9 protein-coding genes and 1 rRNA gene are annotated in these 14,427 nt (G+C 42.9%); 7 read left to right on the top strand and 3 right to left on the bottom strand.

Features of this window, described 5'->3' with window-relative positions:
• Both rrf and FGG15_RS19760 read left to right on the top strand, forming a co-directional pair.
• Window positions 1-86 (top strand): 5S ribosomal RNA (gene rrf, locus FGG15_RS19765); the annotation flags it as partial.
• Between the two features lie 222 nt (window positions 87-308).
• The gene (locus FGG15_RS19760) at window positions 309-2,042 is read left to right on the top strand and encodes a T9SS type A sorting domain-containing protein (RefSeq protein ID WP_138839506.1); all 1,734 of its coding nucleotides are present in this window, start codon (window positions 309-311) and stop codon (window positions 2,040-2,042) included.
• A gap of 58 nt (window positions 2,043-2,100) precedes the next feature.
• On the opposite strand, the gene FGG15_RS19755 is transcribed toward FGG15_RS19760, so the two are convergent.
• From FGG15_RS19755 to FGG15_RS19745, 3 genes are all read right to left on the bottom strand, one after another.
• Complete coding sequence (locus tag FGG15_RS19755; RefSeq protein ID WP_138839505.1) at window positions 2,101-3,567, bottom strand: glutamate synthase subunit beta; 1,467 nt, start codon at window positions 3,565-3,567, stop codon at window positions 2,101-2,103.
• Window positions 3,568-3,575: 8 nt separating this feature from the next.
• Window positions 3,576-8,084: a glutamate synthase large subunit gene (gene gltB, locus FGG15_RS19750; protein ID WP_138839509.1), complete on the bottom strand. Its 4,509-nt coding sequence runs from the start codon at window positions 8,082-8,084 to the stop codon at window positions 3,576-3,578.
• A 320-nt stretch (window positions 8,085-8,404) separates the two neighbouring features.
• Window positions 8,405-9,547, bottom strand: a complete 1,143-nt coding sequence (locus FGG15_RS19745) for an acyl-CoA dehydrogenase (RefSeq protein WP_138839504.1) — start codon at window positions 9,545-9,547, stop codon at window positions 8,405-8,407.
• Between the two features lie 235 nt (window positions 9,548-9,782).
• Between FGG15_RS19745 and nhaD the strand changes: the two genes are divergently transcribed.
• From nhaD to FGG15_RS19720, 5 genes are read left to right on the top strand one after another with little or no spacing between them, the layout of a single operon-like run.
• Window positions 9,783-11,168 (top strand): sodium:proton antiporter NhaD, encoded by a 1,386-nt coding sequence (nhaD, locus tag FGG15_RS19740; RefSeq protein WP_138839503.1) that lies wholly within the window; start codon window positions 9,783-9,785, stop codon window positions 11,166-11,168.
• 57 nt (window positions 11,169-11,225) lie between these two features.
• The gene (locus FGG15_RS19735; RefSeq protein WP_138839502.1) at window positions 11,226-11,918 is read left to right on the top strand and encodes a MotA/TolQ/ExbB proton channel family protein; all 693 of its coding nucleotides are present in this window, start codon (window positions 11,226-11,228) and stop codon (window positions 11,916-11,918) included.
• Between the two features lie 9 nt (window positions 11,919-11,927).
• Entirely contained in the window at window positions 11,928-12,314 is a 387-nt protein-coding gene (locus tag FGG15_RS19730) for an ExbD/TolR family protein (RefSeq protein WP_138839501.1), read from the top strand.
• Window positions 12,314-13,195: a cell envelope integrity TolA family protein gene (locus tag FGG15_RS19725; protein ID WP_138839500.1), complete on the top strand. Its 882-nt coding sequence runs from the start codon at window positions 12,314-12,316 to the stop codon at window positions 13,193-13,195. Before FGG15_RS19730 ends, FGG15_RS19725 begins: the two co-directional genes overlap by 1 nt.
• 4 nt (window positions 13,196-13,199) lie before the next feature.
• Window positions 13,200-14,411, top strand: coding sequence for a bifunctional folylpolyglutamate synthase/dihydrofolate synthase (locus tag FGG15_RS19720; RefSeq protein ID WP_138839499.1), 1,212 nt, complete (start codon window positions 13,200-13,202; stop codon window positions 14,409-14,411).
• Window positions 14,412-14,427 lie beyond the last annotated feature (16 nt).

The raw sequence follows: 14,427 nt of genomic DNA, 5'->3' as shown, positions 1-14,427 counted from the left end.
CCCCTTTCCATTCCGAACAGGGAAGTTAAGCCCGTTTGCGCCGATGGTACTGCCACACCAGGTGGGAGAGTAGGTCGCCGCCTTCCTTGGCCCTCCTTAGCTTTAGCTTAGGAGGGCTTTTTTTGTGCTTTCCACGTAAATTTCAGACCACAACTTAAAAACAAATCAATAAAGTAGGAAAAAGACTACGTTTAATATATATTTGGCTCATCCCAAATCCCAATATGTTTCCCCAACCTATGTTGAGAGTGAATATTAAATGAAGAACTGCTATGGTATTTAGTTTTAGAATGTAAAACCTAGATACTATGAAAAAACCATTACTTTTTGCCACCTTATTGATTTGCGGTTTTGTGGCCCGCTCACAGTCTTGTAATTGCGATGTAACTCTAACAGGCCTGTCCTCAACCACCCTAAACCTTATTTGGGCTTCCAACATTAATTATGCTCCCGGTGATACCATCTGCATTCCATCCGGGAACTATGCTGGTATCCGATTTTATGATTTTGAAGGTACCTCGACCAACCCTGTGGTCTTTAAAAATTGTGGGGGCCAAGTGGTTCTAAATGAAACTGCGTACTCAGCTTTGGAGTTTAAAAACAGTAAATATATTCATCTCACAGGTTCGGGAGATTCAAACTATAACTATGGTATCAAAATTACCGGTACCGGATCATGGGCCATGGGTGTGGTGCTCAGTGCATTAACTACAGATGTTGAAGTTGACCATATTGAAGTGGCTACGGCCGGATTTGCAGGCTTCATGGCCAAAACGGATCCTGATTGCAACAACTCTGATACTTGGCGAACCAATGGTTTTGTAATGAAAAACTTGAACATTCACCACAATTACATTCACAATACACACGGTGAGGGCATATATATTGGTTTTACACTGGGCTATAAACTGGACTCTGGTAGAAATTGCGGTGGAACTGAAGTCTATGGCCACTGGTTGGAAAATGTGGATATCCATCATAATGTTGTTGAGGATACTGGTTGGGATGCCATTCAATTGAATCTGGCCCATATCAATGGAAAGGTTAGGGACAATACCATTTACGATTACGGAAATAGAGGAAATTGGGGACAAGCTTTTGCAATAAGTCTAGGCGGAGGCACTTATGAAGTGTACAATAACTTTGTGGAAAACGGCCCTTTGGAAAAGGGCTGGGGGATGCAAATCATTAATGGGGAAAGCGGAACCAAGGTATACAACAACCTATTTGTTAAGCCCAAAATGCATGGTGTTTTTCTACATAACCGACATGAATTTGAAGATGTTACCGAGGGCTATTATGTAGTAAATAACACCATTGTGGAACCAGAACGAGCGGGGGTACATTACAATACCACAGTACTGCACCCTATAGATCCGGCAGATTTGTACCGTAATCAGAGCGAAGTGCCCTCATATTTTGTCAACAATCTTGTGGTGGATCCTGGTTATGACTTTGAGGGGGGCAATACCTGGAAGCAAAACCAAGAAAGCTATTTTGACTTTAATGAGCGAGATACCAGGGATAGTCTCCTCACCAATATCTATTCCAACATCATGACTCGGCAGATTGATACCCTAGGGTTGACCGATGTCTCCGCCAACGATTTTAGTCCAGCGTCTTCTAGTTCTGATGTGGTGGATGCCGGATCTAATCTGGCCACTTGGGGAATTACCTTTGATATGGAAAACGCAAGCAGACCCATGGGAAACAACTTCGATGTTGGTGCCTACGAATACCAATCAACAAGTACCAGCTTGATAGCTAGCATACCCATGGATCCTGAACTTTATGATGTAAGCAATGAAGAGCAGTTTAGGACCGTATTTTATCCAAACCCTTCTAAAACCTCATTCCGATTGCAAAATGCAGACTACGAAAAAGTTGTCTTGCAATTGATTCATTTGGATGGTAGGATACTGCATAGTGGCACCTATAAAATTGGAACTCCATTTAGTGTGGAAAAATACAAATCGGGACTATACTTTTTAAAAGTGACTGCTCCGGACAAAACGGAAACTCACCGTTTGGTGATTCGATAAAAAAAGCCCCCTGTTCAAAGAACAGAGAGCTTTAGGGTCTGGTTGGTTATTGTGAAATTTAGACCCTTGGTAGATCTCCATCTCCCTTTAATGGGAGATTGGAGTCTCCCATAAGAAAACTGTCCACGTGATGTGCTGCCTGTCTTCCTTCGGAAATGGCCCAAACAATAAGGGATTGCCCTCTTCTTTGGTCTCCTGCAACAAATACACCCGGTACATTGGTTTTATAATCTTTGGCCGAAGCATTGATATTGGTTCTCGGGTCTAGTTCCAGCCCAAGCTCATCGGTTATGGTAGTCTCGGAACCGGTGAATCCTAGAGCTAGTAGGGCCAAATCGCATTCCCACTCCTTTTCCGTACCCTCAACTTCCTTTAAAACGGGTCGTTGCCCAGGCACTTTTTCCCATACCACTTCAGCAGTGACCAAGCCTTTAAGGTTACCATTTTTATCTCCGATAAACTTCTTTGTTGAAATGCTGAAAACACGATCCGCCCCTTCTTTGTGCGAAGTACTGGTACGAAGTCGCATGGGCCAAAAAGGCCAAGGTTGGCCCTCTGGACGGTCTGGTGTGGATTTTGCCATAATCTCAAAATTGGTAACGGATTCTGCACCATGTCTTATGGAAGTTCCAATACAATCAGAACCGGTATCTCCACCGCCAATGACGATGACCTTTTTTCCCTCAGCAGTCAATTCCTCTCCTTGGTAAGGAATACCATCCACTTTTCTGTTGTTTTGTGGGAGAAAATCCATAGCCTGAACAACACCTTTCAAATTGGCTCCTGGTATGGGTAACCCTCTTCTTACAGTTGCCCCGCCACAGAGTACAATGGCGTCATAATCCTCACGGAGCTGAGAGGCGGAAACGTCCACCCCGATATTGGTTCCGGTTTTGAAAACTATTCCTTCCGCTTCCATCACTTCCAATCTTCGGTCAATAATATGTTTCTCCATCTTAAAATCAGGAATTCCATATCGAAGCAATCCACCTACTTTTTCATCCCTTTCAAAAACCGTGACCGTATGCCCTGCTCGATTTAATTGTTGTGCAGCGGCCAAACCAGCTGGCCCAGATCCTACAACGGCCACTTTTTTATCAGTCCTGGTTATTGGGGGTTCTGGTACAATCCAGCCATTTTTAAAGGCTGTCTCCACTATATTCTTTTCAATATTTTCTATGGAAACCGGATCCTCGTTGATGCCTAAAACACAGGCTTCCTCACAAGGAGCAGGGCATAGTCTGCCCGTGAACTCTGGAAAATTGTTCGTTGAATGAAGAATTTTTGTGGCCTTTTCCCATTTTCCCTGGTAAACGGCATCGTTAAAATCCGGAATAAGATTTCCAAGTGGACACCCGCTGTGACAAAATGGGATACCACAATCCATACAGCGTGCACCTTGATCTTTAAGTTCCTTTTCCTTTAATGGAATGGTAAACTCCTTATAGTTTTTGATTCGCTCTTTGACAGGAGCATAGTCTTCATCTTTCCTATCAAATTCCATAAATCCAGTCGTCTTTCCCATGCCTCAAATTATAAGGTTTGTAATTTTTCTTTTTCCAATCTGATCAATGCTTGTCGATATTCCTCTGGGAACACCTTGATGAATTTTGGGAGATACTTTTCCCAATCTTCCAAGATTTCTTGCGCCAAAGGACTTAAAGTGGCATTGTAATGATTTTCAATGAGCTCTCTCAATTGCTTGATATCATTGTCTTCTTCCACATCCAACAGGTTGAGTGTTTCGCCGTTGCATCGCTTTTCAAACGTACCATCCTTATCCAGCACATAAGCAATTCCTCCACTCATTCCCGCGCCAAAGTTTCTTCCAACGGAACCCAAGATAACAGCAACTCCACCAGTCATATATTCACATCCATGATCACCAATGCCTTCAACAACTGCCTTGGCTCCGGAATTTCGAACACAGAAACGCTCCCCAGCTTTTCCATTGATAAAGGCTTCTCCTGAAGTGGCTCCATACAAGGTTACATTTCCAGTTATGATATTCTCCTCAGGCTTCAAAGTTGACTTGTCTGGGACTTTAATGATCAATTTAGCACCTGAAAGTCCCTTTCCGAGATAATCATTGGTGTTTCCGTTGACCACCATGGTCAATCCCTTTGTGGCAAAAGCTCCAAAACTTTGTCCTGCTGAACCGGTAAAATTGATTTTAAGGGTGTTCTCAGGAAGTCCCTCCGCCCCATAAATTTTGGAAATTTCATTACTGATAATAGCTCCTACTGCCCGATCGGTGTTATAAATTGGGAAATCCAAAACGGTTTTCTCCTTTCTGAACAAAGCAGGGTGAGCTTGGGCAATGATGTCAAATTCAATGGAATCTTCAATACCGTGAACCTGCTTTTGGGTGTTATGGAATTTTGTTCCTTTGGGTACATCCACCTGATAAAGGATGGGTGTAAGATCAATCCCGGCAGCCTTGTAATGCTCAATGGCCTTTTTTCTATCCAGTTTTTGTACTTGACCTACCATTTCATCAACGGTTCTAAACCCTAGCTTCGCCATAATTTCTCGTAGTTCCTGTGCTACGAAATACATATAGTTGACCACGTGCTCTGGCTTCCCTTTGAATTTTTTGCGCAACTCCGGGTTTTGGGTTGCAATTCCCACAGGACATGTGTTGAGATGGCACACACGCATCATGATACATCCAGATGCTACCAATGGAGCAGTGGCAAAACCAAATTCTTCAGCTCCCAAAAGACAAGCTACCGCAACATCCCTTCCCGTTTTTAACTGGCCATCACATTCCAGCACAATTCGATTTCGAAGATCGTTCAATACCAAGGTTTGTTGTGCTTCAGCGATACCCAACTCCCAAGGTAGTCCGGCATGCTTTAGAGAAGTCAGAGGTGAAGCACCCGTTCCGCCATCAAAGCCCGAGATAAGTATAACGTCTGCTTTGGCCTTGGAAACCCCTGCAGCTACAGTTCCTACCCCAACTTCAGAAACCAATTTCACATTGATTCGTGCGTCTTTGTTGGCTGATTTAAGGTCGTAAATAAGCTGGGATAAATCCTCAATGGAATAGATATCGTGATGCGGAGGCGGTGAAATAAGCCCCACATAAGGCGTGGAATTCCTGGTTTTGGCGATGGCAGGATTCACTTTAGGTCCTGGCAATTGCCCGCCTTCACCAGGTTTGGCTCCTTGTGCCATTTTAATTTGGATTTCCTGTGCATTCGTCAAGTAGTTGGAGGTGACTCCAAACCTACCCGAAGCTACTTGCTTAATGGCACTGTTTTTCCAATCTCCAGTTTGATTTTTATAGAAACGAGCCGAATCCTCACCGCCTTCTCCCGAATTGCTTTTTCCTCCGATTCGGTTCATGGCAATCGCTAGATTTTCATGGGCTTCCTTGCTGATACTTCCATAGGACATGGCCCCTGTTTTGAATCGTTTGACGATTTCAGTCCAAGGTTCCACCTCCTCAATTGGAATCGGGTCATAATTCGAAAACTCGAATAATCCCCTGATGGTCATTAGGTTTTTGGACTGCTCATTTACCAATTCCGAGTACTCTTTATAAGTCTCCGGCTCGTTATTGCGTACCGATTTTTGAAGTTTGGCGATGGTCAATGGATTGAACATATGTTTTTCACCATCCCTTCTCCAACGGTACTCTCCACCAATCTCAATGTCAAGATTGGCCGCTAATTCCTGATTTTTAAATGCCTTTTTATGGCGCTTGGCAACCTCCTTTTCAATCTCATACAATCCAATGCCCTGAATTCGTGTTGGCGTATTTGGAAAATATTTGCCCACAACCTTAGTGTTGATTCCTATACACTCGAACAACTGCGAGCCTCGATAGGAGTTCAAGGTGGAGATTCCAATTTTGTTCATCACTTTTAGGATACCCTTTCCAATAGCCTTGTTGTAGTTCTTGATGGCTTCTTCAAAGGTGTACTCGGTGATGTCGTTTTCTTCTATTTGTTCCCCAATGATTTCATTTACCAGGTAGGGATTAATCGCACTGGCTCCAAATCCGAATAAAAGGGCAAAATGATGAACCTCCCTAGGTTCAGCAGATTCCACTATGATACTCAATTTAGAACGTTTGCCCATTCGGCTTAAACCACTGTTCACGTAAGAACAGGCCAGCAGTGCGGGAATGGCGGCCATTTCCGAGCTAACCATCCTGTCTGATAGAATAATAATGTTGGCGCCTTCGTCTATAGCATCCGAAGCTTGTTGTAGGATGGAATCGAGAGCTTCTTCAATTCCATTGTGTCCCTTGGCAATTTCATATAAAATGGAAATGGAAACTACCTTATAATCGGGACTGGCGTCATAATTTTTTATTTTGTCCAAATCCTCTTTGGAAATCACCGGATTTTGGATTTTTAGTTTGCGGCAGTGGAGTTCATTGATTTCAAATAGATTTTGGTCACTACCCAGGGTAAGACTGATATCGGTGATCAATTCTTCCCTAATACCGTCCAAAGGTGGATTGGTCACCTGTGCAAACAACTGCTTGAAGTAGTTATAAATCAGCTGTGGACGCTCAGATAACACCGCGATAGGGGTATCAGAACCCATGGAGCCAATTGGTTCCTTCCCATTTTTGGCCATGGGAAGAATAATGGTGTTGATGTCCTCCAAGGTATAGCCGAAAGCTGCTCGCCGGGTCTCCAGTGGAAACTCGCCATAAAAAACTGGACAGTCATTATATGGAATATCCTTTAGGTGCACCAGGTTGTTTTTTAGCCATTTTTTGTAGGGGTGTCTCTTGGCAATGGCTTCCTTTATTTCCTCATCATTGATGATACGTCCTTCCTCCATGTTCACCAAGAACATTTTGCCGGGTTCCAGCCTTCCATGGAATTCAATATCCTCAGGCTGCAAATCCACCACTCCGGTCTCAGAAGACATGATTACATATCCTTTTTTGGTCACCGAATATCTTGAGGGGCGCAATCCATTACGGTCTAAAACCGCTCCAATATAATTTCCATCGGTAAAGGGTATGGAGGCGGGTCCGTCCCAAGGTTCCATCAAACAGGAGTTGTATTCATAGAAGGCTCTTTTGGACTCGGACATTTCGGTATTCTTCTCCCAGGCTTCGGGTACCAGCATCATCATGACTTCGGGCAAAGAGCGGCCGGTCATCAATAGCATTTCAACCACCATATCCATACTTGCGGAATCTGATTTTCCGGGTAACACCACCGGGAGGATATTTTTTATTTCATCCCCAAACCAATCGCTTTCCAATAGCTCCTGACGCGAAAGCATTCTGGAAACATTACCTCTTAGTGTATTGATTTCCCCATTATGGCACATATACCGGAAAGGTTGTGCCAAATCCCAAGTTGGAAACGTATTGGTGGAAAATCTTTGGTGTACCAATGCCAAGCGGGTTACAACCCTGGAATCCAATAAATCCTGATAGTATCTACTGATATCTTGAGGAACCAGCAATCCCTTGAAAATGATAATCTTTGTGGAAAGGCTTGGTAAATAGAAGAATTGACTTTGGGATAATTTACTTTTGATGATTGTATGCTCGGTAACCTTACGTGCAATAAAAAGTTTCAGATTGAACTGGAAATCATCCAAATCATCTACTTTCCCTATAAACACCTGTTTTACAAAAGGTTCTGTCTCAGCTGCAATTCTTCCAGGCACGGATCGGTTCACTGGGACATCCCGCCAGCCTAGGAGTTGCAGTCCCTGTTTTTTGATATTTTCTTCTAGTGTTGCAATGCAAAAATCGCGCTGATTTTCCTTTTGCGGTAGAAAGACATTGCTAACCGCATACTCCCCTGCTTTGGGAAGCTCAAAGGAGCATACCTCAGTAAAAAAGTCGTGTGGGATATCTATTAGGATACCCGCACCATCTCCGGTTTTGCCATCTGCGCTTACGGCACCTCTGTGTTCCAATTTATCTAGAATCTCGAGTGCCTTGTGTATTATGTCGTTTGATTTCTTTCCTTTTAGACTACAAATGAAACCTGCACCACAGTTGTCATGCTCAAATTCTGGCAGGTATAACCCTTGTTTTTCCAACTTCCTCATCATTATGGTATTTGTTCAAAAATATCATTTTTGATAAAGAAAAGGCATGGTTTTAAAGCAAATGCAACTAATTCATCAACGTTTGTGTAAATGCTTTAAAAATTATGCAAATTGAAAATTTGGAGAATCAATAATTATGATAATCTCAATTTTAAGGGAGAGGTAAGTGATTGTTCTGAAATCAAGGGGGTATTAAGTGTAAAACATCAAAATGTCCAGTTGCCAGAGGTTAATTACAAGGGATAAAATATGATAAATGTCAGTTTTTGATGAGCACCCCCTAAAAATATAGGGGTGGTTTAAATGAAAGAATGTAATATTTAATCCTTTAAGATGCTTCTGGAGATTACCATTTTCTGAATCTCGGATGTGCCTTCATAGATTTGGGTGATTTTGGCATCACGCATAAGTCGCTCTACATGGTACTCTTTTACAAACCCATTCCCACCATGTATTTGAACGGCCTCTACTGCAGTTTCCATGGCAACCTCCGAGGCATATAATTTGGCCATTGCACCAGAAAGGGAGTAGTCCTTCCCTGCATCTTTATCGCATGCAGCTTGGTAAACCAAGTAACGAGCGGCCTGTATTTTGGTATGCATATCCGCAAGTTTAAAGGCTATGGCTTGGTGATTGGCAATCTCAGTACCAAAGGCTTTACGTTCCTTTGCATATTTTTTGGAAAGTTCATAGGCGCCCGCAGCAATACCCAGAGCTTGTGCCGCAATCCCAATACGACCTCCGGAAAGGGTCTTCATGGCAAATTTGAACCCAAAGCCATCCTCACCGATTCGGTTTTCTTTTGGAATTTTCACATCGTTGAAAATCAAGGAATGGGTGTCGCTTCCGCGAATGCCCAATTTATTTTCCTTGGGGCCAATCTCAAAGCCGTCCATACCTTTTTCCACAATTAGGGCATTAATGCCGCGGTGACCCTTCTCGGTATCCGTTTGGGCGATTACCAAGTAGATTTCGGCAGAACTTCCGTTGGTTATCCAATTTTTGGTACCATTTAATATGTAATGATCTCCTTTATCTATAGCCGTTGTTTTTTGTGAGGTTGCATCAGAACCTGCTTCTGGTTCCGAAAGACAAAATGCACCAATGACCTCACCAGAGGCCAAACGGGTTAGGTACTTTTCTTTTTGGGCTTCCGTTCCAAAAGCATCTAGCCCCCAGCACACCAATGAATTATTTACTGATACCATTACGGAAGCTGAAGCATCTACCTTGGACAATTCTTCCATGGCCAACACGTAGGATAGGGTGTCAAGACCACTACCGCCATATTTTTCATCCACCATCATTCCCATAAATCCTAGGCCTGCCATTTTTTCAACCAGCTCCCAAGGGAATTTTTGGGCATCATCCCGTTCAACGATTCCGGGCAATAGCTCATTTTGGGCAAAATCCTTGGCCGCTTGCTGTATCATCAGTTGTTCTTCCGAAAGTGAAAAATCCATAAAATTGAGAAATAGTTAAAAAAGGGATACAAATATAGCTTTTAGGTGGTTATTTTTCATCAAAAAACGCATTAAAATGAGAATTACCTAATACAATGAATAGGGTTTTAAATCTATAACGGGCTGATCTAATTTTCTGGAACGAAGATTATGTGGGAATATCCATTTTGAATATCTTTAACGACAAGCTTGGCTGAAAAGCTGGGCCAGTTTCAACTTCTTAAACCAACTAACTATGGAAACCATCCTCATTGCCATATTTGTCTTAGGCTATTTAGCTATTACCCTGGAACATAACCTTAAAATAGACAAGCTGATACCAGCATTGGCCATGATGGCCATTCTCTGGGCCATGATGGCATTTGGAATTGATGGGTTTACCACTTGGTTTGATTCCGGCAAACATGCCCTAATGGATGGTTTTGGAGACTTGGGGCATGAAGACAAAATGCATATGCTGGAGGAGACCCTTTTGCACCATTTGGGTAAAACTTCTGAGATTTTGGTGTTTCTATTAGGAGCGATGACCATTGTGGAAATCATTGATTATTTTGATGGGTTCGCTACCATCAAATCTTATGTAAAGACAAGGAGTAAACGTAAAATCCTTTGGATTTTTGCCTTTTTGGCCTTCATCCTTTCGGCCATTATTGACAACCTTACAGCAACCATTGTATTGGTTTCCATACTTCAAAAGGTGGTTAGGGATAGAAATGTTCGAATTTGGTATGCCGGTTTGATCATAATCGCGGCGAACGCGGGAGGGGCCTGGTCTCCCATTGGGGATGTTACCACAACCATGCTTTGGATTGGAAACAAGGTTACCACCGCTAAGTTGATAGGCTATTTATTGGTGCCCTCATTGGTTTGTATGTTGGTGCCTACCTTTATTGCTTCTTTTATGCCGGCATTTAAGGGCGAAATAGATTTGGAAGAAGCAGCTCCGGCCAAATCCAAATTTGGGTCTACCATGTTGTACCTAGGTTTGGGTGCAATTGTTTTTGTGCCCATTTTTAAAACGGTAACACATTTACCACCTTATGTGGGAATGATGTTGTCCCTTGCCGTTGTGGCCACTTTTGCGGAAATCTACAGTAGCTCCAAAATTACGATTTCGTCTGTGGATCCAGAAAGTGATGCAGAGGCTCACCACAGTCCGGTACACAGTGCCTTGACCAAGATAGAATTACCTAGTATCCTTTTCTTCCTTGGAATATTGATGGCAGTTGCCGCCTTGGAATCCCTTGGATTGCTGTTCAACTTTGCAGAAAACCTAAAACAGAGTGTGGGCTTACTTGGGACGGAGCTTGAAGGAACGCAGGTGTCCGATTTAGTAGTGATTATTTTGGGAATAGGTTCTGCAATTATTGATAATGTTCCCTTGGTGGCAGCCAGTTTGGGAATGTTCTCCGAGCCCATTGACAATCCATTGTGGCACTTTATTGCATATTCAGCGGGTACAGGTGGGAGTATGTTGATCATCGGGTCTGCTGCCGGCGTGGTGGCCATGGGGATGGAAAAAATTGACTTCTTCTGGTATCTTAGAAAAATAGCATGGTTGGCCTTCATAGGATTTATTGCAGGTGCCATTTGCTTCGTTGGAATGCGATATTTTTTCTAAAAAATACTTTAGCTCAAAAATCTCCGTTATTATTGCAACTAAAATTGGGGATTTTATATGATTATTTTTCAAGATTTGGAGGAAGGAGCCGATATTGCAGCTGCTATTTCGGAAGAAAAAACCCTTTCTGTCATTGACCTTATCGTAAATGGAGGTACTGGAAGTGTTGTTATTATAATGGTGCTTTTTGTACTGCTTTTTGTAGCACTCTACATTTATTTTGAACGCATTTTTGCCATTAAGGCTGCGTCAAAGATTGACAAAAACTTTATGAACCAAATTCGTGACCACGTCATGAATGGGAAGTTGGACGCCGCCAAAATTTTGTGTGCCCAAACGGACTCACCAGTGGCCAGGTTAACTGAGAAAGGGGTTTCGCGTATTGGAAAGCCTTTGGATGATATCAATACGGCTATAGAAAATGCAGGTACCCTGGAGGTTTACAAACTGGAAAAGAATGTAAGTGTTTTAGCCACAGTTGCGGGAGCGGCACCTATGATTGGTTTCTTGGGAACTGTGATTGGTATGATTTTGGCGTTCCATGAAATGGCAAGTAGCGGCGGACAAGCAGAAATGGGATCTCTGGCATCTGGAATTTATACAGCTATGACCACTACCGTAGCCGGATTGGTTGTAGGTATTATTGCCTACATTGGATACAATCATTTGGTGAACAGAACAGATAAAGTGGTTCATAAAATGGAAGCCAATGCTGTTGAGTTTTTGGATCTATTGAATGAACCCATCTAGCGTCCAAACATGAAGTTAAAGGGAAGAAATAAAGTAAGTCCAGAGTTTAGCATGTCGTCAATGACGGATATAGTATTCTTGTTGTTGGTGTTTTTTATGCTGACCTCAAATGCTCCCAATGCGCTGGATTTACTGTTGCCAAAGGCCAAAGGGAAATCGACGAACACCCAAAATGTTTCAGTGACCATCAACAAGGACCTGGAATATTTTGTAAACAATGAACGGATTAGCGCAGAATACATTGAAATTGAATTAAAAAAGGCACTAAAAGGGCAGGAGAAGCCTACAATCATTCTTAGGGCAGAACAGAGCGTAGCCATTAAAGAGGCAGTAAACGTTATGGATATAGCCAACAGAAACAGTTACAAGGTTATCTTGGCAGTGCGGCCAAAATAATGTCATTTTTAGACACGAGACACAAGAAAAAATCCTTCACACTTACCACTTTATTGTTAAGTGCGTTACTTCTATTGCTTTTTTATATTGGGCTTACCTATTTGGATCCACCCATTGAAAATGGTATCGCAGTAAATTTCGGTACTACGGATTTTGGTAGCGGACCAGTTCAGCCCAAGGAGAAAGTGCGGTCGGAACCTAAACAGGTAAAAACCGAGCAAATTCCCGAACCCGTTCCAGAGCAAGCAGAACCGGAACCTGTAGCACCACCTGAGCCCGTAGAAAAGGTAGTGACTCAGGACAACGAAGAGACCATCCGAATAAATCAACAGAAAGAAGCCAAAAGAAAGGCCGTGGAAGCTGAAAGAAAAGCAAAGGCGGAAGCTGAGCGGATTGCTCGTGAGAAGCAGCAGGCCGAAGAACGCAAAAAAAGGGAGCAGGAAGCCAAAAAGAAAAGCTTGGATGCCCTGATTGGTGGAATTGGCAAGTCTGATGGTAAAACCACTGGCAGTGAGGGCGACGATAACAGGCAGGGTGACAAGGGCCAGCCAGACGGAGATCCTTATGCAACCAGCTACTATGGTGCTCCAGGCAGTGGAAGTGGGACAGGAGGATATGGGCTCAATGGACGTTCCTTAGTAAGCAAAGGAAAAGTACAGCAGGAATGTAATGAAGAAGGGCGTGTAGTGGTTCGGATTGTTGTGGATAGAAATGGAAGGGTAGTAAAAGCAACTCCTGGAGTCAAAGGAACCACCAATAATGCTCCTTGTTTGTTAGATCCCGCACGAAAAACAGCAATTTTACACAAATGGAACTTGGATTCCGATGCACCATCACAGCAAATAGGCTTTGTTGTGGTCAACTTTAAGCTGGGGCAATAATACCATGACTTACGAGGAAACCCTGGACTGGATGTTCCAACAGCTTCCCATGTACCAACAAAAGGGACAAGTGGCTCTTAAGGACAAATTGGATAACATTTTGGCCTTTTCGGATGTCTTGGGAAACCCCCATCAACAATTTAAAAGTATCCATGTAGCCGGAACCAATGGTAAGGGATCCAGTAGTCATATGTTGGCTTCTGTTTTGCAGGAAGCGGGCTATAAGGTGGGACTATATACTTCACCCCATTTAAAAGATTTTCGGGAGCGCATCCGAATCAACGGGAAAAAAATCGGGAAGAAATCCGTAAAAAACTTTGTCAAAAAACACAGGTCATTTTTTGAACACAACGAGCTTTCTTTTTTTGAGATGACCGTAGGGATGGCCTTTCATTATTTTGCCAAAAAGCAGGTGGATATCGCCGTTATTGAGGTAGGTTTAGGGGGGCAATGGGATTCTACAAACATAATTGTTCCCGAGGTTTCCTTGATTACCAACATTGGTTTGGACCATACCCATATTTTGGGGGATACCCTGGAGAAGATTGCCTTGGAGAAGGCAGGAATAATCAAGAAGGAAATTCCTGTGATCATCAGTGAACGGCAACCGGAGACCGAAGGGATATTCAACATAATTGCTGCAAAGAATAATGCGAACATTAGCTTTGCCGAGGACACTACCATCGAAAATTATAAAACAGACCTGTTAGGAGACTACCAGACCAAAAATATCAAAGGGGTGGTGAATGCCTTAAGGGCCCTACGGGGATTTAGGATTAAAAAACGCCATATTAAGGAAGGATTGAAAAAAGTAGCTGAAAATACCGGTCTACTAGGAAGATGGCAGGTATTGGGTGAACGCCCTTATCTGGTATGCGATGCAGCTCACAACAAGGAAGGCCTGCAATTGGTGTTGAACCAGATTACAATGCACAAGTTTGAAAAACTGCATATGGTGCTTGGTTTTGTGAACGACAAAAATTTGGAGGATGTACTTGGTCTTTTTCCTAAGCAAGCAACCTATTACTTTGTAACACCAAACATTCCCAGGGGACTTTCTGCCAACAATTTAAAAGATACTGCTAAAAAGTATGGACTGGAAGGAGAAGCTTTTGATTCCGTGAAAAAAGGGCTGAACCAAGCCTTGGCAAATGCTGGAAAGAAAGACTTTGTCTACGTGGGAGGGAGTACTTTTGTGGTTGCAGAAGTTGTTTAATCTAGGGTTTGTTGCA

The sequence above is a fragment of the Flagellimonas algicola genome (genome assembly GCF_005937185.1).
GTDB lineage: Bacteria > Bacteroidota > Bacteroidia > Flavobacteriales > Flavobacteriaceae > Flagellimonas > Flagellimonas algicola.
Note: the sequence above shows the minus strand (reverse complement) of the source record. Positions and strands in the feature narration are given on the sequence as shown.